The organism is Massilia scottii, assembly GCF_030846495.1.
Lineage (GTDB): Bacteria > Pseudomonadota > Gammaproteobacteria > Burkholderiales > Burkholderiaceae_D > Telluria_A > Telluria_A violaceinigra.
Map to the genome: position 1 here is coordinate 118,179 of NZ_JAVCWM010000003.1, position 22,620 is coordinate 140,798.

The following is a 22,620-nucleotide window of genomic DNA, read 5'->3' on the forward strand; positions in this document are numbered from 1 at the left end:
TTGCTCGTCCAAGCCTGATTACAAAAAGCCCCGGTTTCACAACCGGGGCTTTTTGTTTTTCCAGCCAGTGCAATGAAGCGGGCGCCGGACGCAATGTCCGGCGCCCGTCACGCTATGCCAGACGCGGGGTCAGATCCTGCAAGGCGCTACCTGCCTGCAAGTTCTGGACCGCCGCACCGAACGGCGCCGCCGCCAGCAAGGCGTCCGCTGGCGCCAGCGACAAGGCCGACAGATTGCCATTCCTGGCGTACTGGTAAGCCAGGTCGCCGCCGATGGCGGCCGTATCGCTGCCGCCCAGGTGGAAGCCCAGCAGCGAGGACGACAAGCCCCAGCTGGTCAAGGCCGGATTGGCGGTGCGCGCCTGGTCGAAGGCCGTTGCCAGCCCATCGAAATTGAAGCGCTCGACCTTCTTGTTGTTGATCGCACTGGCCGATGCCGCGTTGTAGTCGCTGCCGCCTTCGATCACCACTTGCAGGTTGGCCACGCTGCGGTTGTTGGCGCTGAGGTACCAATCCTTGAAGGTCAGCTGCTCGCTGGCCCCGGTGACCAGCACCAGATCGTTGCCGGCCTTCTTGAACAGCAAGTCCGCATACGTGACGCCCTTGCCCAGCGACACCGTGTTGTCCTTGCCGATGCTGGCCGCGACCGTATCCTGGCCATCGCCGCGGTTAAACGCAATGATGTCGGCCCCGGTGGACGTAACAATGCTGTCGTTGCCCGTGCCGCCGATGAACAGCTCGTTGCCGCTGCCGCCGGTCAGGGTATCGATGCCCGCGCCGCCATCGAAGACATTTTTCCCGGCCGTGTCGTTCAAGGTATCGGCGCCGGCCCCGCCCTGCAGGATATCGTTGCCATCGGCGCCAGCGAGCACATTGTTGGCGCCATTTCCGATGAGCAGGTTATCGAGCGGGTTGCCGCTGCCATTGATGAGCAGGGTGCCCGTCAGGGTCAGCGCTTCGACGTTGGCGCCGAGCGTATGGGTCACGCCGGAGAGCACCTGGTCGATGCCTTCGGCCGCGTTCTCGGCCACCGTGTCGGCACTGTTGTCGAGTACGTATACATCATTGCCCTGGCCGCCGGTCAGCTTGTCCGCACCCGCGCCGCCGTCGAGCAGGTCGTTGCCGGCCGCGCCATTGAGGGTGTCGTTGCCGCCCATGCCACTCAAGGTATCGTTACCGGCGCCGCCGTTGAGGAGGTCCGCATTGGCCGTGCCGTTCAACACCAGGTTGGCCACGCCGACCACCACGTCGAAGACATCCGAGACAGCCAGATTGCCGCTGTCGGTGGCCGTCACGCGCACGCTGGTGGTGCCGGTCGCCGTCGGCGTGCCGCCGAAGGCGCGCGTGGCCGGATTGAACGTCAGCCAGGCCGGCAAGGGCGCGCCATCGGCCAGCGTGGCCTTGTAGCTGAGCTTGTCGCCGGTGTCCGGATCGGTGAAGGCCGCCGCCGCCACCGTGTAGGCGAACGGGGTACCCGGCGCCGCTTTCTGGTCGGGCAGCGCCGTGGCCAGCACCGGCGCGCGGTTGGCCGCGCCGACCACCAGGTTGACGCCTTGGCCGGCGCCGTTGCCGCCGCTGTCGGTGCCCCACAGCTGGAACTGGAGCGTGCCGATATTGCCGGCCGCCGGCGTGCCGGACAGCACCCGGGTGACCGGGTCGAACGTCAGCCAGGCCGGCAGCGCCGCGCCGCCCGCCATCTTGACGCTGTAGGTGACCGTATCCCACACATCCGGGTCGGTCACGGTATCGACCGGTACCGTGTAGCTGAACAGGGTGTTGGCCTTGGCCTGCAGGGTCGGCAGATAGCTTTTGACCGTCGGCGGGCTGTTGTGGTTGGCGCGGTCGATCACCGTCTGCAATGTGGCCTGGTCCCACACCGCGCCGCTGGCGAACTCGATCCTGTCGATCTTGCCGTCCGTTGCCACTCCTTCTTCCGTCTGGCCGCCGGCGAAATAGTCCTTGAAGGCGATCTGGTCGGTCCCACCCCTGAGCATCAGGAACACGTCGGTGCCCTGCTGCATTGCCGAGACATCGCTCTCGAGGATGCCGGCGCCGAAGCGCAGGATATCGATGGCGCCGGCGATATCGGTATTGTCGATGGTGTCCTTGCCGTCGCCCTTCTCGAAGACATACACATCGTCGCCGGCGCCGCCCTCGATGTAATCGCTACCCTTGCCGCCGGTGAGCACGTTGTTGCCGGCGTTGCCCCACAGGCCGTTGGCGAGCGCATTGCCGGTGGCGTCAAGTGCTTCGTCGCCGTTCAGTGCCAGGCGCTCGAGATTGTCGCCCAGGGTCCAGCTGATATTGGCGCGCACCATCTCGTTGCCCTCGTTGGCCGCTTCCTCGATGCGGTCGCCCGCGTCGTCGATTTCGTAGTAATCGTCGCCGGCGCCGCCGATCATCAAGTCCAGCCCTTCGCGCCCGAACATGGCATCCTCGCCCAGGCCGCCGATCAGGGTATCGTTGCCTTCCAGTCCCAGCAGGTTGTTGTCGGCGTCGTTGCCGGTGATGAGGTTATCGAGTTCATTGCCGTTGCCGCGCACGGCCTCGCCCACCAGCGTGAGGTTCTCGACGCTGTCGGCCAGGATATAGGTCGTGTCGTAGCTGCGGATGATGGTGTCGCTGCCCTCGCCGGCCATTTCGCTGACCTCGTCGCTCTCGCTGTCGGTGAGGTAGATATCGTCGCCGCGCCCGCCGCTCAAGGTATCGGCGCCGGCGCCGCCGTCGAGCCGGTTATTGCCCTCGTTGCCGCTCAGTGCATTGTTGGCATCGTTGCCGGTGCCGTCGACATCGGCGCTGCCGGTCAGGATCAGGCCTTCGAGTTCGCTGGCCAGGGTGTACGTCAGGCCTGTTTCAACGGTATCGAAGCCAGCCTCGCCCGCCTCGACGATCTGGTCGGCCAGGGTATCGACCACGTAATAGTCGTTGCCCTCTCCACCATCGAGCGTGTCGGCGCCGGCGCCGCCATCAAGGGTGTCGGAACCGGCACCGCCATCGAGCGTATCGGCGCCGGCGCCGCCGTCAAGACGGTTGTCGTAGTTGTTGCCGGTGAGCCGGTTGGCGAGCGCATTGCCGCTGCCATCGAAGGCACCGGTGTTTTCCAGCACCAGCGTTTCGATGTTGTCCGACAGCGCATACGTGGCGCTGGCCCTGACCGTGTCGTGGCCCTCGTCCGCGCCTTCGACCACCTGGTCGCTACTGGCGTCGACAATGAAGACATCGTTGCCCAAACCGCCAAGCAGGGTATCGTTGCCGGCCCCGCCGTCGAGCCAGTCGTCGCCGGCGCCGCCACCCAAGCCGTTGGCCGAGGCATTGCCGATCAGGCGGTTGGCCAGCGCGTTGCCGAAGCCGTTGGCGGCCTCGGCAAGCGGGTCGAGCTCGAGGTTCTCGACGTTCGCCGACAAGGTCGTGCTGGCCATGGCGTGCACCGTGTCCACCCCTTCACCGGCCAGTTCGACCACCACATCGGCCACGCTTTGCACCAGGTACAGATCGTCGCCGGCGCCGCCGCTGGCGCTGTCGTCGCCCAGGCCGCCGTCGAGCGTGTCGTTGCCGGCGTCGCCGCGCAGCTGGTCGTCGCCCTCTTTGCCCAGCAGCAGATCGTGGCCGGCGCCGCCGTCCAGCGTATCGGCACCGTCGCCGCCATCGATGCGGTCGTCGCCACCGGCGCCATTGATGCTGTCGGCCTTGGTGTAGCCGGCAATGACGTCATTGCCCTCGGTCGGCAGCAAGGCTTGTTCGAGTATCGCGGCCAAGTCCCACAAGGTGCCGTCGTGGAAGGCAATCTGCTCGACCCGCTGCCCCGTGCTGGCCTCGTTCTTGAAAAATCCCGGCACGCGCAGGCTGTCGGCGCTGCCTTTCAACTGCAGCTGCAAGTCGTCGTTGTCGCGGGCGATGCGCACGCCGGCGGGGGTAACCCCGGCGCCAAGGCGGATCGTATCGGTCTTGCCGGGCGTGCCATCGTACCCCTGGATCACGTCCTGGCCGCCGCCGGCCCCGAACAGGAACACGTCGTCGCCCGCGCCGCCGGTCAGAATGTCGTTGCCGGCGCCGCCGTCGAGGGTGTCGTCGCCATCGCTGCCGTACAGCTGATCGTCGCCGCTGCCGCCGTCGAGCGCATCGGCGCCGCCATAGCCGCTCAGCGTATCGTTGCCGCCCTCGCCAGCGAGGCGGTCGGCCGTCTCGTAGCCCGCCAGGTTATCGCTGCCGGCGCCACCGAGCAGCACGCGGCGCTTGACCTCGGCCACGTCCCACACCTCGCCTGCGGCAAATTCGATCCGCTCGACCTGGTAGCGCCGGTCGGAGAAAAAGTCCTCGATCGTCACCGTGTCGGCGCCGCCGGCGACGCTGAGCACCAGCGCGCTGCCGACCCGCTGCGCAGTGGTATTGGCCACCGTCACGTTGGCGCCGAAACGCAGCACATCGACCTCGCCCTCCTTGCCTTCGAACTCGCGCAGCACATCCTTGCCGTCGCTGCCTGCGAACTGGTACAGATCGGCGCCGCCGGCACCGTCGAGAAGGTCGTCGCCGGCGCCGCCGGCCAAGACATCGTCGTCGGCCCCGCCCTTCAGGGTGTCGTTGCCGGCGCCGCCGTTGAGGCTGTCGCGGCCTGCGCCACCGAGCAAGGTATCGTTGCCCCCGGCGCCAGCAATACTGTCGTCGCCGGCAAAACCGGCCAGCAGATCGGCTTGTTCGGTCGGCGCCAGGACCAGCTGCCTGATCCGGGCCAGGTCCCACACCACCCCGTCGCTAAATTCGATCCGTTCGAGCTGGGTCACCAACGGTGTGTCGTAGGTAAAGAAGCCGTTGACCGTGACGCTGTCGCCGCTGCCGAAATCGAGCACCAGATTGTCGTCGACGTGGCGCGCGAGCGTCGTGGAGGCGCTGATGCCGCTGCCCAGGCGCAGCACATCGACCATGCCTTCGCCATACCAGCCATTGTTATCGGTGATGGTATCGCGCCCATCGCCGCGCTTGAAGAGATACACGTCGCTGCCAATACTGCCGTCGAGCACATCGTCACCGCGGCCGCCTTCGAGGGTATCGTCGCCGCCGTAACCGAAGATGGTGTCGTTGCCGGCCAGGCCGGCGATGGCGTCGTTGACCCCGTAGCCATAGATGGCATCGGCCTGTTCGGTGGCGATGCCGACCAGGGTCTTGACCTTGGCCACCGACCACACGGTCTGATCGGCGAAAACGATCTGGTCGACCTCGTTGCCGCCCGCGCCATCGCTGTAGAAGTAATCCTTGATCATCACCTTGTCGGCGCCGCCGAAGGACAGCACCAGGCTGGCGCCATCGCGCCGCGCCGTGGTGCCCGCCGGGGTCAGGCCGGCGCCCAGGCGCAGCGTGACCAGCTTGCCTGGGTCGCGTTCGTAGGTGTGGATCGCATCGCTGCCGTCGCCGCGGTTGAACAGGAACACATCGTTGCCGCCGCCGCCTTCGAGCATGTCGTCGCCCGTCCCGCCGTGCAAGGTATCGTTGCCGCCGCGGCCATCAAGCGTATCGTTGCCGGCCAGCCCGCTCAGGACGTCGTTGCTGGCGGCATAGCCATACAAGGCCTCGTCGCCTGCGGTAGCCACCTGCACCATGGCCTTGATCTTGTCGATCTCCCACAGCGTGCCATCGCGGAACTCGATGCGCTCGATTTGCAGGTAGCCCAGGGCATCGTTATGGAAGTACTGGCGCACGGTGACCGACTCGCCCTCGCCGAAGCGCAGCACCAGATCGCTGCCGACCCGGCGCGCCTGGGTGGCGCCCGGCGTAAAACCGGCACCGAGGCGCAGCGTGTCGATGGTCTGCTCGCCAGCGTCATGGTCATGAATGATGTCATGGCCGTCGCCTTTTTCGTACAGATACACATCGGCGCCTGCGCCGCCTTCGAGCAGATCGTCGCCGGCGCCGCCGTGCAGCACGTCCTTGCCACCGAGGCCGATCAAGGTATCGTTGCCGGCGCCGCCATCGATCCAGTCGGCGCGCAGGGCTTCACCCTGCAGCACATTATCGCCGCGGTTGCCCAGAATCATGCCACCGTCGAGCGCATGGCCCACCGGGGCCGGATACGGCAGTTGCGCGCCGATCGTGCGCAGGCGGTCGAGTTCGAGCGGCACGCCATCGGCTTTCAGGCGCGCCAGCAGGCGCGCCATCGCCACGGTGTCGTCGTAGCTGGTGCTTTGCCCCAGTTTCGTTGCCAGGCTGTTGTTGATGCGCGCCGGATCGAAGGCGTCGAAACGGTCCTGGTCGACCGAGTAGAACACGCCGTCGAGCCAGCCTTTGTCGAAGGCCTGGGTGGACAGGCTGAGCGCCGCGCGGTCGGCGATAAAGCCGAAGCGTTCGGCGATATACCTTTCGTCGAAGGTGGTGCGGGACATCGAATAGAAGCCATTGTTTTCGATGAGTTTCTTGCTGATATCGACGCCCGCCAGCGATTCGAGCATCCACACCTTGTCCATCGTGCTCAGTTCGCCGCTGCGCACGCGCCCTTGCCTGACATAGGCCGCGTCCAGGCCGGTCCACTTGGCCATGAACTGGTCGATCTCGTCGCTGACGGCGCTCTTGCCGCGCCCGATCAGCCCGCTGACATAGGCGCGCAACTCCAGGTTGTCCTGGATTGCGTACGACAGGTCGCGCACGGTGCCGAAACCGCGCAGGCGCGGCAACATCGCGACGTCGCTGTCGAGTTCGAGCTGCTCGTCCAGATGGCGGGCCGGATTCGAATCGGTCAGCGCAAAGTTGACGGCCAACTCGATATCGGCCACCAGCCGGGTCTGGCCATCCTGCACGAATTGGCCCAGGGCGATGATGCGGTTGTCGTTGCTGGCGATGCTCACCTTGGCCGACTCCGTGCCGATCGCTGTGATGCCCAGCTGGTCGAGCGTTTTCAGCTCTGCCGCTTGCGAAATGCCATCCTGGTTGGCGTCCTGCCAGACCAGCAGCTCCCTGAACTTGGCATCGCGGCGGTCGATCACGCCATCGAGGTTGCCGTCGAAACGCCGCTTCAGGCTGCTGAAGCCATCTTCCTCGGCATTGCCGAACAGCTCGGACAGATTGTCGACGAAGCGATTCTTGTTCTCGTCGGACACCAGAATGCCGTCGGCGGGATTGATCCAGCCGGTGCGTTCGGCGATGGCATCGCCGTTGAAGTCGAAGTACACGCTCGACTGGTCGGAGCCGACCGAATTGATGAGGCCATCGTGGTTCAGGTCCAGCACCAGCGGATCGATGCGGGCGCGGGTGCGGTTCGGATCGAACGGCGGCTTGGTCGGCACTTCCTTGTCGGTTTCCGACAGATGGATGTCGAGCTGGCCGTTGCTCCAGTTCTCGATGGTCAGCAAGCCATCGGGGCCGTTGACCAGCAGGGTCGAGCCCGAGACCGTGTACGAAATTTTCTTGTCCCAGGAATAGTAGACGGTCTCGCCCTTCTTGCGCCAGGCGCCATCGATATAGCGTTGCAGGTAGCGCACCGTACCCTGGCCATCGCTGTCCTTGATGGTGTCGCCCCCGGCCGCCTTGTAGAAGTCGAAGCCCTCGCCGCCTTCGAGCCGGTCGGCATCCTTGCCGCCGGCCAGATAGTCCTGGCCCGCCTCGCCGATCAAATGATCCTGGCCATCGCCCCCGATAAGGGTGTCGTGGCCCTCGCCGCCGGTGAGTACGTCGTTGCCCTGGTCGCCATAGATGCGGTCATTTCCGCCGTCGCCAAACAGCTTGTCGGTGCCGTAGCCGCCGAAGATGCTGTCGTTTCCTTTGCCGCCATGCGCCTCATCGTTGCCGTCCATGCCGTAGAGGTGATCGGCCTGCTCGCCGCCGGTTAACTCGTCGGCGCTGTTGCCTCCGAAAGCGACGCGCGCCACCGCGGACGTCATGGGGTTGATGCTGTCGACACGCAGTTTCAGATCGAGAGCGGTATCGGTGTAGAGGATGCTGTTGGGGGCGCCCGCGTCCAGGAATTTGCGCGACCCGATGACTTTCAAGAGCGCGGCACGGTCATCCAGCCACAATTGAGGATACGCGAGGTTACCGTTGTCGGCCGCATCGGTGACCGTTGCGTCCTTGGTCCAGCGCTGATGAATGAGCGGGTGGGCCGACGTGAGCTTGTTTTCGCCGTCGGCACCGACAACCTTGAAAATACTCAGGCTCTCCAGCGCCATGAGCGCGCCAAAAGAGGCACGCGCGGATGACTTCAAGCCGGGAATATTGTCGACCATTTCAATACCGATGGCGTTTTCGTCGATGGCGTTGAACAGGGCCACGCTATTGAGCACAAAAGCGTCGTTATCTTCCGTCTCGGTAATCTGGTTTCCGAGAAAGGTTCGGCGCAACATATCCAGGGAAATGAATTTTCCCTGCTTTTCGATTTCGATGATGTACGGCGCGACTGCGGTTCCCCCGGCCACGGCGGTGATGAACGGCGAGAGCGTTTCGCTACTGATGGAGATCGCCAACTGGGCCATCAGGTCCGGCACGTCATCGCTGATTCCGGCAGCAAGCTTCAGATACGACAGGGCGCCCGCAACGAGACCGGCTTTTAATGCGGCGTCGTACGCGTCCACTGCAAAAAGGAGATTTTTCAGGTCGTCCAGTCGATTGAATTGGGCTGTCGCATCGGGAGCATCTCCCGCCGTGAGCAAGCGCCACGTCTCAAACGGTTTGGCGCCGCCCAGCAGGTTAAATCCGATCGCGCCCGCCCAGCCGGCGTTGGCGATGAACGCGCTATCGTTCGGCAGATTTCCATATAGCTGGACGCCGATGGCCGACGCATCGGCCCGGGCGAGTTCCGAAATCGACGGTATGGACCAGTTTTTTTCCGCGTTGGTATTGGCAGTGAGATTGATCCAGAAATTCACCGCGACCGCATTGGACGCGCGCTGCATTTCCGCCTCGGTGAATTTACGCCCGAGTCGTGCCTCACCCTGGCGCGAAGTGTAGGTGCGGATGAATGCGGCGTGCATGCCGGTATTCCCGTTCGCCCCGACCGCGACGTCCAGCCACAGCTTGAGCGATTTGATGTGTGTTGTGTCGGCGCTGACCGGGTCATTGTGATGCGTTTTCAGAATATCGGAGATGGTCTGATAGAGCACAACGAAATTGCCCGGGTCCGTGACCGTCTTTGGACAGAGAGCACGTGCTGCTTCAATTTTTGCTCGTTCTGCAGCGCTGAAATAAAAAGTCATATTATTTGAGTATGTAAGAAGTTATTTTGGAATTGAATTCTTTAATTATTTGCTCGCCATGCACGAAAAAATTCGGGTCGTTTATCCGAATGTGCCCGGAAAACCGGTCTGAAACTGAAAAATAAGAGTGGCAAACGTAGGTTGGAAGGGGCGGCGGATTTTGCAGGGACACACCGGTTCTGCCCTTCTTCAATCCCGCGCTGTCGCAGGTGAAAATGATCGGCTTCCCCAGCCCGTCCTGAAGGTGACGGAATTCGAATGCCGGCCACCAGCTGCCTACCTCGCTGATGTCAGGCGGAATGAATCGCTCGGCGGGGATCGCTCCGACGGGCAAGACATTGATTGAGGGATGGTCGGCCAATTGCACCACCCCTTTTCTCTTCCACGCTTCGGGGACCACCGGCAGAAAAGGGCGCTCCGCAAAATTACCGAAGAATTCGAGCATCCTGAATTTGCTGTTCTTCCTGTCCGGGCCAAGTAATTTCGCCTGTGCGTCGCTGATACCTTCGTAAAACCCGGCGCCGTCCCACCAAAGCCTGAGGTGAATCTGCCTGGCCCGGCACCGGACGTCAGGATCCGATGGTGTGCCGATATATTTCGGCAACCGCAATGTATTTCCCGACACGGTTTTGAACTGGATAAATCCGGTGGAATGTACCACTTCAGACCCTGCCGGGGATGGCGCTGCGTAGCACTTCAGTTGAGGGTTTTCCGCCGCAAAACCTGGTGTGTTCAATCCCGGAAGCGCGAACATTATCAGAAGAGTTTTTCGCCAGTGGCGCCCAAGCGGATTTAAAAATGATTTCATTTGAACCGGCAATGATGAGAGAACGGGAGGGTAGCGATACGCGCCGGGTCGCCTCCGCCGGCGGCCGGCGTTCGTCGTACGGATAGCGCTGCCAGGATAGGGAGGTGCCGGTTCTGCCAGGAGGATCGTGCGCGGCGCCGCGTCATCGCCCCGACGATGAGAACATTGGCCTCAGGGTCCTCTGGCGGGACAACACCAGAGGTGTGCGCAGCATGGGCGAAGCAAGCCAGCGCCCATGACGCTGCCGGCTGATGTCGTGCAAATTTGGAAGAAAAGAACTGTCGATGAAGTGCGCGAATGTGTTGCAACAGCGCGAAAAGCGATGGCCTGGCGATTGCTGGATGATTCATGAATGCCGGGGCCTCGGTCGGTTATAAATATCAACTGATATTCGACCGTAAATATAGTGCAAAAGTTAAATTGCCGCCAGTACATTATTGCAATTTACCAATTTTTTCGAACCCCCACAATTCCGAACTGCTCCAAACGCATCAGCCCCGCTGTGGCCAACGGGGCTGTACTGCAAAATCGCACTACCGCAAACATGAAACTCAGAAACCGAAGGCTGCTTTCATCAGATGGAACACCTTGGTATTTTCCATCGTCCCCTTGAACACGCCCGCCCCCGCGCCGGTGGCGAACAGCTTCACGTCGCCCCCGCCATGGGTCTCGCCGGTCAGGCGCACGCCGGTTTCCTGATGGTAGCCGTCGGCCAGCGCTTGCGCGCTGTCGACGTCGGCCCGCTGATGGGAACGGTTCGGGCCATTGCCGAACACCAGCGCCGTGTAGGTCTTGCCATCGGCATCGCGCGCCGCTGCGCCATCGCCCACATTGCGCACGATATCGAGGATCGGGTTACCGCGCCTGGCGTAGCCGTTCATCACGATCGTGTGGTCGTGGTCCGCGGTGACCACCAGCAGCGTATTGCGCAGGCCCGGATCGAGCGCCTCCATCTTGTCGAGCGCGGTCTTGATGGCGTCGTCGAAGTCGATCGTCTCGGCCAGCGCATTCTTCACGTTGGTGTCGTGCAGCGCGTGATCGATCTTGCCGCCTTCGACCATCAGGAAAAACCCCTTGGGGTTGGCGGCAAGCAGGTCGATCGCCTTGGACGTCATCTGCGCCAGCGCCGGCTGGCCGGCGCGCCGGGCCAGGGCGTAATCGAGGTGGCTTACATCGCTGTAGATGCCGACGAATTTCCTCCCCTTTGGCGCGGCCTGCATCTGGCTTGCATTGGCCGCCACCGTATAGCCGCGCGCCGCGAATTCGGCCATCATGTCGCGCCCGTCGGCGCGGCCCGCCGGATTGCGCGCCGCGTCGAACGGCGTGAAGTGATTGCGTCCGCCGCCCATCAGCACATCGACGCCATCCTTCAACGCCGGGTTGTAGCCGGCGCCGCCCGGCACCACCTGCGCCGCGATCTGATAGGCCATGTCGCGGTCGCACACATGCGAAAAGGTCGATGCCGGCGTGGCGTGGGTCAGCTCCGTGGTCGTGATCGCGCCCACCGACTTGCCGCCGGCCTTGGCCAATTCGAGGATGGTGGCGGCCGCGCGCCCGTTGCCAGGCGGGCAGGCATCGATGCTGGCATTGCCGTTGGCGTCCTTCCTGGGGCCGAACGGCTTGGCGTCGGCCATCGAGATCACATCGTTGTTGATCTTGATGCCGGTCATGTACGCCCCCATCGACGGTGCGCTGTCGGTGGTCTGGGCATCGTTCGAGTACGTCTTGATGCGCGCCGAGCGCTCCATCCGCTCGAAATGCAGCAAGCCCTCTTCCTTGTAGCGGTGGATGCGCGCGGCGGTGATGGTGGTCGGGCCCATGCCGTCGCCGAGGAAGAAGATGATATTTTTCGCGGCCGGCGCGGCATCGGGCGATGCCGCGGCAGCGACGGAAGGCGCCAGCGCGCACGAAGCGGCCAGCAGAAGCACGGGAAAGCGGGATGGCGTCATGGTAGGTCTCATAAATGGGGCGCGGCTTACCAGCCGGCGGCCGCCTTGATCAGTTCAAACACGCGGGTGTTATCGATGGTGCCGCCGAAGCGCCCGGCACCGGCGCCGATGGCGCCCAGGTACACGTCGGTGCCGCTGTGGGTCTCGTAACCGGGCTCGGTGCGCACCACCGCCTCCTGGCGGTAATCGTCGGCGCTCACCTGGGCGCTGGTCAGGTGCGGGACCGCGCCGCGGCTGCCCTGCACCCGTTTTTCGCCGCTGCCGAAACCGATGATGGTAAACGGCGCGCCATCGGCATCGAGCTTGACCTCGTTGTTATCGACGCGGCGCATCAGTCCCAGCACGCCCGGCTCGGACGGCGTGGTCTTGCCGGTGCGGCGCGCGTAGCCGTTCAGGAGCAGCGAATGATCGTGGTCGGCGGTGGCCACGATCAGCGTGTTTTTCAGGTCCGGATCGATGGTGCGCATCTGCGCGATGGCCGCCTTGAGGGTATTGTCGAAAACGACCGTCTCCTGCAGGGCGCGACGCGCGTTCGAATTATGCAGGGCCAGGTCGATCATGCCGCCCTCGACGACCAGGAAGAAGCCTTTCGGATTATTCGCCAGGATGCCGATGGCCTTGCCGGCCATCTCGGGCAGGCCTGGTTCCCTGGCCGCATCGCGCATCGAATCGAAGCTCATGTCGTGCGGGGCGAACAGGCCGACCAGCGGCGCGCTGGAAGTGGTGTCGACCGCCTTGAGCTGGGCGCTGTCGCCGACCGAGCGAACACCCTGCGCGGCCAGTTCGGCCAGCAGATCGCGCCCGTCGCTGCGCTTGCCGCCCTTGGCCGTGGTGGTGAAATGGGCGCTGCCGCCGCCGAGCAGTACATCGAGCCCGCGCGCGCCGAGGGCCGCGTTGTAGCCGGCGCCGCCGGGAACGAGGGCGGCGGCGATATCGTTCTCCATGCCGCGATGGCACACGTGCGAGAAGACCGCGCCCGGCGTGGCATCGGTGACGCGGGTGGTGGTGACGACGCCGACCGACATGCCGCGCTGTTTGGCCAGTTCGGCCAGGGTGGCGACGGGGCGGCCGCTGTTGCAGCGGCCGGCCAGCTTGTTGCCGGCGGCGTCAGTGGCGGGAGCGGCGGCAAGCGTATCGGTGCTCATCGACAGCACATTGTTATTGACCTTCACGCCGGTCATATAGGCCGACATGGACGCGGCACTGTCGGTGACCTGGGCGTCGTTGGAAAAGGTCTTGATGAACGCCGATTCGGGCAGGGTGTCGAGGGTCAGGTCGCCCTCTTCGCCAACGGCATAAATACGGGCGGCGGTCAGGGTATTGATGCCCATGCCATCGCCGAGCAAGAAGATGATGTTTTTGGCTGGCGCGTGGGTGGTGGCCTGGGACGGCGGCTGGACGCTGGCGCATCCCGACAAGACCGCCAGCGCGGACGCTGCGGCAAGAAGAGTCAATCGCATGTGCACTTTCGTGAGCTCTGAGAAAAAAAGCAGTCTACACCGCCAGCAGTTGGCGTGGTGCCGGACTTCAGCAGCTATTCACCTGCACAATTCGATAGTTGCCTAAGCAAATAGTTTCCTAACCGGGGTCAGACCTCTGATTCGAAATAGTTCCGGAGCTTCAATAGTTTCCTAACCGGGGTCAGACCTCCGATTCGAAATATTTCCCGTGCGACGGCTGCTGCGATTCAAGATAGGCAGTCCTTTACGAATTGCGGACAGGCATACCGGGGCTCGCAGCGATACGCCAGCCGCCGGTGTGCAATGAATTTCGAATCAGAGGTCTGACCCCGGTTGTGGGGGTCTGCCGCATTTTTAGATAGGAAATTTCCACTTTTCCCAGGCGGCGAGCACCGCGTTGGGGTAGGCGGGCTTGCCGCGGCTGCCGTTGTAGCGGCCCAGCGCCAGATACAGATTGCCATTTTCGATGTCGATGTACATGCGCAAGATCGAGCAGCCGTAGCGCAGGTTCGTTTGCATGTGGAACAGCTTGCTGCGGTCGCTGTCGCCGATCGCATTGGTCCAGAATGGCATCACCTGCATGTACCCGCGCGCGCCCACCATCGACACGGCGTACTTGCGGTACGCCGATTCGACTTGGATCAGCCCCAGCACCAAGCCCGTATCGAGCCCGGCACGGTTCGATTCGTACCAGACCGATTGCAGGAATTCGAGCCGCACCTGGTCGTCCGGCAGCTTGCGCTTGAGCCGGTCCGACATCGCCGCGAGCCATTGCTGGTAACGCGCCCGCCCCGCCTCGTCGCGAAACACCGGCTGCGGCGGACGCGTGTCCTTGATCGCGTTCGACAGCGCCAGCCGCACCGAGTCGGCCATCGCTTCCTCTTTCTGGTTGCCCGCCCACGCAGCCCAGGAACACAGCAGCCCGGCCGCCAGCACCATCTGTGCCAGCGTATTCACCATGACCGAAGCGCTCACTGGCTCAATTTGCCTTTGATGAATTCGACCATGCCGGCCACCGGCACGGCGGTCGCCTCGGCATCGCGCCGTCCCTGGTATTCGAGGTTGCCTTCCTTCAGGCCACGCTCGCCGATCACCACGCGGTGCGGCACGCCGATCAGTTCCCAGTCGGCGAACATGGCGCCCGGACGCAGCCCGCGGTCGTCGACGATCACGTCCACGCCCGCCGCCTGCAGCGCCGCATACAGGCTCTCGACTTCGGCCTTGACCATTTCGCTGCGGTCCATCCCCATCGGGCACAGAACCACTTCGAACGGCGCGATCGCGGCCGGCCAGATGATGCCCTTGTCGTCGAAATTCTGCTCGATCGCCGCGCCCAGGATGCGCGTCACGCCAATCCCGTAGCAGCCCATCTGCAGCGGCGCAGGTTTGCCGTTTTCGTCCAGAAAAGTAGCTTTCATGCTCTCGGAGTAGCTGGTCCCGAGCTGGAACACGTGGCCGACTTCGATGCCGCGCTCGATCGCCAGCACGCCCTTGCCGTCCGGCGAAGCGTCGCCTTCGACGACGTTGCGCAGGTCGGCGACAAGCGCTTCCGGCAGGTCGCGCACCCAGTTGGCGCCCGTGTAGTGGAAGCCTTCTTCGTTGGCGCCGCAGACGAAATCGGCCATGTTGGCGACCGTGCGGTCGGCCACGATGGTGACCGGCTGCCTGGTGCCGATCGGGCCCAGGTAGCCGGGAATGCTGCCGTAGCAGGCCAGGATTTCGGCTTCGGTGGCGAAGCGGTGCGCGGCCAGGCCAGCAACCTTGCCGACCTTGATTTCGTTCAGTTCATGGTCGCCGCGCAGCAGCAGCATCCAGTTTTCCAGCACCAGCTTGCCGGCGACTTCCTTTTCCACCGTCAGGGCGATGGTCTTGACGGTCTGCGACAGCGGCAGCTTGAGCAGCTCGGCCACGGTTTCGCATTTGGTGGCGCCTGGCGTGGCGGTCCTGGTCAGGGGCGCACTGGCGGCGGCGCGTGCGGCGGCCAGCGGCAGCGCTTCGGCCGCTTCCATGTTGGCCGCGTAGTCGGACGTCGGGCAGTAGACGATGGCGTCTTCGCCGGTGCTGGCGATGACGTGGAATTCGTGCGAGCCGGAGCCGCCGATGGCGCCGTTGTCGGCCGCCACCGCGCGGAATTTCAAGCCGAAGCGGTTGAAAATCGCCGTGTAGGCGTCGTACATGATCTTGTACGAGACCTTCATGCTCGCTTCGTCGCGGTCGAACGAGTAGGCGTCCTTCATCGTGAATTCACGCCCGCGCATGAGGCCAAAACGCGGACGGCGCTCGTCGCGGAACTTGGTCTGGATGTGATAAAAATTGAGCGGCAGCTGGCGGTAGGACTTGATTTCGGAGCGCACCACGTCGGTGATGACTTCTTCCGAGGTCGGCTGGATCGCGTACTCGCGGCCGTGACGGTCTTTCACGCGCATCAGTTCCGGCCCCATCTTTTCCCAGCGGCCGGTTTCCTGCCACAGCTCGGCTGGCTGCACGAGCGGCATCAGCATTTCGATGCCGCCCGCCTTGTTCATTTCTTCACGGATAATCGCTTCGACCTTGCGGATCACGCGCAAGCCGGTCGGCATGTAAGTGTAGATGCCGGAGCCGAGGCGCTTGATCATTCCTGCGCGCATCATCAGCTGGTGACTGACGATTTCAGCGTCGGACGGTGCTTCTTTTAAAGTTGAAATAAAAAAACGGGAGGCACGCATATCGGTGAATTCTTTTTAAAAAGAGAGGGTTATAATCAACCTAATTTTAAAGGATTAGCTGGCTGATGCGTCCAATCTTTATACAAATGGGCCCGTTTGACGCGGTTCCCGCCGTTTTCGTACCCCGAAAGCCTGGCGGGGGCCAGAATTTGTGGGTAAATATGTAAGAAGGCGCGCGCTGGCAGAAAGTTTCGAGGTGCACTATGCTCGACCGTGAAGGGTTCCGGCCCAACGTCGGCATCATCCTGCTGAACGCCCATAACGAGGTGTGGTGGGGCAAGCGGGTGCGCGAGCACTCGTGGCAGTTCCCGCAAGGGGGCATTAAATACGGTGAGACACCGGAACAGGCAATGTATCGCGAACTGGAGGAAGAAATTGGGTTGCGCCAGGAGCATGTGAAGATTGTGGGACGCACCCGCGACTGGCTGCGCTATGAAGTGCCCGACCATTTTATCAAGCGCGAGATTCGCGGCCACTACCGGGGGCAAAAGCAGATCTGGTTCCTGTTGCGCATGTGTGCGCGCGATAACGACGTCAACCTGCGCCTGACCGACCATCCGGAGTTCGACGCCTGGCGCTGGCACGATTACTGGGTGCCGCTCGATGTGGTCATCGAGTTCAAGCGCGATGTCTACCAGCGCGCCCTGCAGGAGTTATCGCGTTTCCTGACCTGGCCGGCCAACGGCGGCCATACGCACGAACGGCGCCACACGGCCCGTTACCTGCGCCAGCCGCACGCGCCGCGCCAGCCGGCACCGGAACAGCCCTGCGCTCCGGAACCGCAGCTGGTATTGGTGCCGAGCAAGGAATAGCAGAAGGACCCGACACACCCGACGGCGCTTCACGGCGCCGTTTTTTCGCCCTCGAAGTTGCACATCAGGCAAGTTGACGCGTTAGTATCCCAGCCCTGCCCGTCGCCGGCGCCCTGGCCGTCCGGGACGGCGGCGCGGCGATGGCGGTACAATGCGGCCTACCTCATTTGACTGCCCCGCCAACCATGTTCACCCCTTCTTCCGACGATGTGCGCCGTTTTTTCTGCGAAGCCTACCGCAAGCAGCGCAGCGGCGAGATTCTCAGCCCGATGGACGCCATCGCCGCCGACTGGATCGTCCAGCACCCCGAATACGCCGATGTGCTGTCCGACGCCGAGGCGGCCCTGGCGCGCGACTACTCGGTCGAGGGCGGCCAGGCCAATCCCTTCCTGCACCTGTCGATGCACCTGTCGATCGCCGAGCAGGTGTCGATCGACCAGCCGCCAGGCATCCGCGCCGCCTGCAATGCGCTGACCCTGCGCCTCGGCGCGCACGACGCCCATCACGAAATCATGGAGTGCCTGGGCCAGATGATCTGGACCTCGCAGCGCAACGGCGTGCCGCCCGACAGCGTCGCCTACGTCGAGTGCGTCCGCGCGCGCTGCGCGTGATTCAGCCCAAAACCGTCATTCCCGCGCCAAGGCGGCACTCGGCGGGAATGACGGTTTCACGGTTACTTCGCTGAGCGAATAACGCGGCCCGACTGATCCTATTTATAGTCGGCCGCCAGCGCCTCCCTCGCCGTCTGCTGTCCGCGCACCCACACCGTCACCACGCTGTCATACGCGCTCACGTCGTCCAGCGGCGAGGTTTTCATCAGCAGCAGGTTGGCCGCCTTGCCCACTTCAATCGACCCAAGTTCGGCATCGAGCCTGAAGGTGCGCGCATTGTTGATGGTGGCCGCCTTGAAGATCTGCACCAGCGACATGCCGGCCGCGTGCAGCTGCTGCATCTCGCGGTAGCCGTTCAGGCCGGGCAGGTTGCCGTACGTCGGCGACGATGGCGTGTCCGAGCCGAACACGAAATTGGCGTCGCGGCTGGCCAGGTAGGCCACCACGGCGCGCTGGCGCCGCAGCGGTCCTTCCATGCCCTGCATGACGGCCGCGTCATCCTCCCCATCGGTCACTTCGGGCTTGAACCACTGCCCTTCAGGCGTGGAAAACCAGGCCAGCAGCGAAGCCGGGACCACCTTGCGCAGCGCCGGATCGTTCAGGTAGCCCGGCTCCACATAGGCGCGCAGTCCGTACAGCACCTGCATGGTCGGCTGAAAACCGGTGCGCTGGTCGGCGATCCTGTCGAGCAGCGCCTTGATGTCGTTCGGCAGGCCGGCCTGGCCGTTCAGCGCACCCCAGTGCCACATGCCGTGCGCCAGCACGTCGGCACGGCCGGCCACCGCGAACGACTGCGCCTCGAACGAATTGGCATGCGTGACCAGCACCTTGCCCGCCTGCGTCACGGCGGCGCGCACTTCGGCAAATTTGGCGCCGCTCATCACCGGCAGGTTGCGATCCTTGCCGAAACCGCGCTCGAAGTGGGTCTTCACGCAGATGCCGCCGGCCTTGTCCACGCGCGCCACGCCCGCCGCCACGGTGTGGGCCGATGGCGCGAATTGGGCCGGCACCGCGGTCGGCATGGCCGGATCGAACAGATAGTTACCGAAGCTCCGGAAGCGCGTTTCGGGGGTAAAGAACGACATCGGATAGCCGTTGGCCAGCACCAGCGCTTCGCCGCAGTGGAATACGTCCGGATGCAGCGGCTCCTTGCGGAAGCGGTCGATCACGCCGTAATCCGACACCGCCAGGTCGATCACGGTGGTAAAGCCGTGATACAGGAAGGAACGCGGCATCTGGCGGAAGTAGTTTTGCGCCAGGCTGTCGCCGGACGCGCCCTGCTCCATGCTCATTCCCGGCACGACGTGCAGGTGCACATGGGAGTCGATCAGGCCCGGCGTGAGGTAGTAACCCTTGCCGTCGACGACCTTGGCGCCGCCCGGCGCGGCCGTCGATGGCCCGCGGTCAACCCGGGCGATGCGCCCGCCGTCGATCAGCACACTGCCCGTTTCGATGCGGTCGAGCTTTTCGGGAGAGACCAGTTTGACGTTGGAAATCCAGATCCGGTCGGCGCCGAGGGCCGGGCTGCACAACATCAGGGTGGCCAGGCAGGCCGACAACAGGGTACGTTTCATGAAAACTCCGAGGCTGTGAGTGAAGGGGCGAATGGACCCATTTTCACGATTTAGCCCGGGGGAGTCGTCCCAGATGATGATTCGGCACCTGTTTCCAGGCCCGCGCCAGCCGCGCCGCGACGAAATTCGGACGGGGTCAGGCCGGTCTGCTTCTTGAACGCGCGGTTCAGGGTGGTCTTGCTGTTAAAGCCACACGCGAGCGCCAGGTCGAGGATGCTGACGCTGGCCTGGTCGGGCGCATGCAGCGCCAGTTTGAGCGCGTCGACCCGGTAGCGGTTCAGGTATTCCTGCAGGTTGACGCCGCAGGCATCGTTAATCAGCTGTGACAGTTCGTGCGGCGTCATGGCCAGCAGCGCGGCCAGTTCGTCCAGGGTCAGCTCGCCATTGCGGTAAACCTGGTCGACTTCCATGCACCGTTTCAGTGCGTCGAGAAAGCTGGCGCGGTCCGGCTCCGACAGGCGCTTGTTGGCATAGCGCGGCGCCGGCTCAGGCAAGGTGGCGGGCGCCGGTAAGTGCGCGCGGTAGCCGAGCGGCAGGCGGATCGCCAGGAACGCGGTCGCATACACAAAACAGGCCAGCGCGATGGCGCCCAGCGCATCCGACGACAGCGGCAGCGCCATGTCGAGAAATTCAATGCCGAAGGCGGCCACGCTGCCGGCCGCGCCAAGCACCCAGATCTTGGTCAGGCGTGCCAGGCCGGCCGCCAGCGGGCCGTTTGCCGCGCCGCGCATCAGGCGGTAGCAGGCCACGACATACCAGATGAACAGCAGCGTTTTCACGAGCACGGACAGGCCGACATACCACGGCAGCACCGGGCGGCTCTGCATCCACGCCAGCTTGGCCGCCGCGCTTTGCAGGTAAAACGGCAGCATGGCGGCCGTCGCCAGCAAAAATGGTGCCCCATGGAGCCAGTCGCGCGCGCGCAGGCGCTGCCCGGTCAGGGCGCTGCGCAGATATAAATACAGCAGCGGCCCGCTCAGCAAGCCGATGGTGGCAATCGCCAGGGCGCTGTGCGGATACGTTGTATACAGGCGGTTGATGCCCAGCCAAGCATGGCCGATGACGGCCACGCTCCCCAGCAGCAGGGCGGCGAGCAGCCGGTTGGCCCCGCGCAGCTCGGCCTGGCGCGCCGCCAGCAGGGCAATCGCCAAAAACACGCCCTGCCCCATGGCCAGCAGCAGGAGTATGGAGAGCGCGCTCTGCGTCATGGACTCAGGCCAGTTTGTCGTCGGCGATGCGGTAGCGCGGATCCTCGGCCAGGTTCACCTCGATCATGTCGCGCGCGTTTTCCAGCAGTTCGCGGCAGTCGGGGCTCAGGTGGCGCAGGTGCAGGTGCTTGCCGGCCTCGCGGTAGCGCAGCGCCAGTGCGTCGATGGCCTGGATCGCCGAATGGTCGACCACGCGCGCGCGCTCAAAGTCGATCACCACGTCCTGCGGATCGTCCTTTGGCGCGAACAGCTGGTTAAATTGCGCAACCGAGGCAAAAAACAGGGTGCCTTCCAGTGCGTACACGCGCGCGCCCTGCGGGTTGACATGGATGCTGACGCGGATCCGCTTGGCGTGCTCCCACGCGAACGCCAGCGCCGAGACGATCACGCCGGCGACAACCGCAATGGCCAGGTCGAAGATCAAGGTGAGCACCGCCACCAGCAGGCCGACCGCGATATCGGCGCGCGGCACCTTGCCGAACAGGCGGAAACTGCCCCAGGCGAAGGTCTTCTGGCACACCACGAACATGACCCCGATCAGGGCGGCCAGCGGAATGCGCTCGATCCATTCGGACGCGAACAGGATGAACGAGAGCAGGAACACGGCGGTGGCGATGCCCGACAGGCGCCCGGTGGCACCGCTATTCACATTGATCATGCTCTGGCCGATCATGGCGCAGCCTCCCATGCCGCCAAACAGGCCCGTGACCACATTGGCCACGCCCTGGGCCATGCTTTCGCGATTGGGCTGGCCGCGCGTGTCGGTGATGTCGTCAATCAGCGTGAGCGTGAGCAGCGATTCGATCAATCCGACGGCGGCGAGCACCAGCGCATACGGGAAGATGATGCGCAGGGTCGCCCAATCAAGAGGCACATCGGGCAGGTGAAAGGCCGGCAGGCCGCCCTTGATCGAGGCCAGGTCGCCCACCGTCCTGGTATCGATGCCGAAGGCCGCCACCAGCACCGACACCAGCAAAATGCCGGCCAGGGTCGAGGGAATGGCGCGCGTCACGCGCGGCAGCAGGTAGATCACGGCCATGGTCAGCGCCGCCAGGGCGAGCATTGTATACAGTGGGGCACCCACCATCCAGTGCTGCACGCCGTCGGGCCCCGTCAGCCTGAAGTGGCCGAACTGCGCCATGAAGATCACCATCGCCAGGCCGTTGACGAAACCGAGCATCACCGGATACGGCACCATGCGGATGAATTTACCCAGCCGGGCGGCGGCGAACAGCAGCTGCAGCACCCCCATCAGCACCACCGTGGCGAACAGGTATTCGACGCCATGCGAGACCACCAGCGCCACCATCACCACGGCCAGCGCGCCGGTCGCGCCCGAAATCATGCCCGGGCGCCCGCCGATGGCCGACGTGATCAGCGACACCATGAAGGCGGCGTACAAACCGGTCAGCGGCGACACATGCGCCACCAGCGCGAACGCGATCGCCTCCGGCACCATGGCCAGGGCCACGGTCAGGCCGCTGAGCAGGTTGGTCTTGAGGTACTGGGGCGATAAAGTCGGCAAGGGGGCTCCGTGAACGAAAAAACAGGGGGACAAAAACAAGGCGCCTTCCACCTTCCCGGCGAGGAGAAGATGGAAGGCGCCTTATGACAGCGTCCGTATTGCCTGGAGCGGTTTAGCGCTTCAGCACCAGGTCCGAAGGAAGGCTGTGCAGGTAAGCGGCGATGTCGGCCATGTCCTGGTTGGACAGGTCCTTGACGAAGGCGCCCATGATCGGATTGTTACGGCCGTTCGGACCATCGCCACGCTTGTAGGCAACCAGCGCGTGCTTGAGGTAGTCGGCGTGCTGGCCAGCCAGGCGTGGGTAGCTCGGGTCGGTCGGCTTGTTGAAGTCGGCGCCATGGCAGGTTGCGCAAGTGCGCTTCTTGACCAGGGCTTCGCCGTTGGCGATGTTGCCGCCGGCGGTGGCGCTCAGGGAAACAGCGCCGCAGAACAGGGCGATAATCAGTTTTTTCATGGCTCTGTCCTTATTTTTTCTGCTGCGAATAGTAGGCAGCGGCGTCGGCGATGTCCTGGTCGGACATGCTGCCGGCGATACCACGCATCGACGGGTGCTTGCGCTCGCCCTTCTTGTAAGCGATCAGCGCGTTTTCGATGTACTTGGCCGACTGGCCGCCAATCATCGGCACCGAATAGACTTCAGGGAAAGTCGCTTTGTAACCGGGGATGCCGTGGCAGCCGATACATTGTTCAACTTTTGCAGCCTTGGCGTTTCCAACGATGTCCGCTGCGGCGGACACGTTCGCGACGCAGGCGAGCACGAGGAGTGCGATGAATTTTTTCATGGTGGCGAGGGTAAGTG

13 protein-coding genes are annotated in these 22,620 nt (G+C 63.8%); 2 read left to right on the forward strand and 11 right to left on the reverse strand.

What is annotated here, in order from left to right:
- Nucleotides 1-112: 112 nt before the first annotated feature.
- From RBA41_RS04745 to RBA41_RS04770, 6 genes are all read right to left on the reverse strand, one after another.
- Nucleotides 113-9,076, reverse strand: coding sequence for a calcium-binding protein (locus tag RBA41_RS04745; protein WP_306621563.1), 8,964 nt, complete (start codon nucleotides 9,074-9,076; stop codon nucleotides 113-115).
- A gap of 94 nt (nucleotides 9,077-9,170) precedes the next feature.
- Nucleotides 9,171-9,977, reverse strand: coding sequence for a hypothetical protein (locus tag RBA41_RS04750; RefSeq protein WP_306621565.1), 807 nt, complete (start codon nucleotides 9,975-9,977; stop codon nucleotides 9,171-9,173).
- 551 nt (nucleotides 9,978-10,528) lie between these two features.
- Complete coding sequence (locus RBA41_RS04755; protein WP_306621567.1) at nucleotides 10,529-11,926, reverse strand: alkaline phosphatase; 1,398 nt, start codon at nucleotides 11,924-11,926, stop codon at nucleotides 10,529-10,531.
- A gap of 26 nt (nucleotides 11,927-11,952) precedes the next feature.
- Nucleotides 11,953-13,386, reverse strand: coding sequence for an alkaline phosphatase (locus tag RBA41_RS04760; protein WP_306621569.1), 1,434 nt, complete (start codon nucleotides 13,384-13,386; stop codon nucleotides 11,953-11,955).
- A gap of 354 nt (nucleotides 13,387-13,740) precedes the next feature.
- Nucleotides 13,741-14,346 carry a lytic transglycosylase domain-containing protein gene (locus RBA41_RS04765; protein ID WP_374709492.1) on the reverse strand — a complete coding sequence of 202 codons (606 nt, stop codon included), beginning with the start codon at nucleotides 14,344-14,346 and terminating at the stop codon, nucleotides 13,741-13,743.
- Nucleotides 14,347-14,357: 11 nt separating this feature from the next.
- A complete protein-coding gene (locus RBA41_RS04770) occupies nucleotides 14,358-16,091 on the reverse strand; it encodes a proline--tRNA ligase (protein ID WP_306621571.1) in 1,734 nt (577 codons plus the stop codon).
- Nucleotides 16,092-16,294: 203 nt separating this feature from the next.
- Between RBA41_RS04770 and RBA41_RS04775 the strand changes: the two genes are divergently transcribed.
- A complete protein-coding gene (locus tag RBA41_RS04775; RefSeq protein ID WP_306621573.1) occupies nucleotides 16,295-16,903 on the forward strand; it encodes an RNA pyrophosphohydrolase in 609 nt (202 codons plus the stop codon).
- A gap of 185 nt (nucleotides 16,904-17,088) precedes the next feature.
- Nucleotides 17,089-17,514: a DUF1841 family protein gene (locus tag RBA41_RS04780; RefSeq protein ID WP_306621575.1), complete on the forward strand. Its 426-nt coding sequence runs from the start codon at nucleotides 17,089-17,091 to the stop codon at nucleotides 17,512-17,514.
- Nucleotides 17,515-17,612: 98 nt separating this feature from the next.
- On the opposite strand, the gene RBA41_RS04785 is transcribed toward RBA41_RS04780, so the two are convergent.
- From RBA41_RS04785 to RBA41_RS04805, 5 genes are all read right to left on the reverse strand, one after another.
- Nucleotides 17,613-19,088, reverse strand: coding sequence for an amidohydrolase family protein (locus RBA41_RS04785; RefSeq protein ID WP_306621577.1), 1,476 nt, complete (start codon nucleotides 19,086-19,088; stop codon nucleotides 17,613-17,615).
- A gap of 50 nt (nucleotides 19,089-19,138) precedes the next feature.
- Nucleotides 19,139-20,296: a helix-turn-helix domain-containing protein gene (locus tag RBA41_RS04790; protein ID WP_306621579.1), complete on the reverse strand. Its 1,158-nt coding sequence runs from the start codon at nucleotides 20,294-20,296 to the stop codon at nucleotides 19,139-19,141.
- A 4-nt stretch (nucleotides 20,297-20,300) separates the two neighbouring features.
- Nucleotides 20,301-21,821 carry a SulP family inorganic anion transporter gene (locus RBA41_RS04795; RefSeq protein ID WP_306621580.1) on the reverse strand — a complete coding sequence of 507 codons (1,521 nt, stop codon included), beginning with the start codon at nucleotides 21,819-21,821 and terminating at the stop codon, nucleotides 20,301-20,303.
- A 112-nt stretch (nucleotides 21,822-21,933) separates the two neighbouring features.
- Nucleotides 21,934-22,275 carry a c-type cytochrome gene (locus tag RBA41_RS04800; protein ID WP_099875164.1) on the reverse strand — a complete coding sequence of 114 codons (342 nt, stop codon included), beginning with the start codon at nucleotides 22,273-22,275 and terminating at the stop codon, nucleotides 21,934-21,936.
- Between the two features lie 10 nt (nucleotides 22,276-22,285).
- On the reverse strand, nucleotides 22,286-22,603 hold the full coding sequence (locus tag RBA41_RS04805) for a c-type cytochrome (RefSeq protein WP_099875163.1): 318 nt from the start codon (nucleotides 22,601-22,603) through the stop codon (nucleotides 22,286-22,288).
- Between the last annotated feature and the right edge of the window lie 17 nt (nucleotides 22,604-22,620).

What these genes read in the sequence shown, in the direction of transcription:
- RBA41_RS04750 (WP_306621565.1), bottom strand. Translation starts at nt 9,977, where the DNA reads ATGAAATCATTTTTAAATCCGCTTGGGCGCCACTGGCGAAAAACTCTT.
- RBA41_RS04755 (WP_306621567.1), bottom strand. Translation starts at nt 11,926, where the DNA reads ATGACGCCATCCCGCTTTCCCGTGCTTCTGCTGGCCGCTTCGTGCGCG.
- RBA41_RS04760 (WP_306621569.1), bottom strand. Translation starts at nt 13,386, where the DNA reads ATGCGATTGACTCTTCTTGCCGCAGCGTCCGCGCTGGCGGTCTTGTCG.
- RBA41_RS04765 (WP_374709492.1), bottom strand. Translation starts at nt 14,346, where the DNA reads ATGGTGAATACGCTGGCACAGATGGTGCTGGCGGCCGGGCTGCTGTGT.
- RBA41_RS04770 (WP_306621571.1), bottom strand. Translation starts at nt 16,091, where the DNA reads ATGCGTGCCTCCCGTTTTTTTATTTCAACTTTAAAAGAAGCACCGTCC.
- RBA41_RS04775 (WP_306621573.1), top strand. Translation starts at nt 16,295, where the DNA reads ATGCTCGACCGTGAAGGGTTCCGGCCCAACGTCGGCATCATCCTGCTG.
- RBA41_RS04780 (WP_306621575.1), top strand. Translation starts at nt 17,089, where the DNA reads ATGTTCACCCCTTCTTCCGACGATGTGCGCCGTTTTTTCTGCGAAGCC.
- RBA41_RS04785 (WP_306621577.1), bottom strand. Translation starts at nt 19,088, where the DNA reads ATGAAACGTACCCTGTTGTCGGCCTGCCTGGCCACCCTGATGTTGTGC.
- RBA41_RS04790 (WP_306621579.1), bottom strand. Translation starts at nt 20,296, where the DNA reads ATGACGCAGAGCGCGCTCTCCATACTCCTGCTGCTGGCCATGGGGCAG.
- RBA41_RS04800 (WP_099875164.1), bottom strand. Translation starts at nt 22,275, where the DNA reads ATGAAAAAACTGATTATCGCCCTGTTCTGCGGCGCTGTTTCCCTGAGC.
- RBA41_RS04805 (WP_099875163.1), bottom strand. Translation starts at nt 22,603, where the DNA reads ATGAAAAAATTCATCGCACTCCTCGTGCTCGCCTGCGTCGCGAACGTG.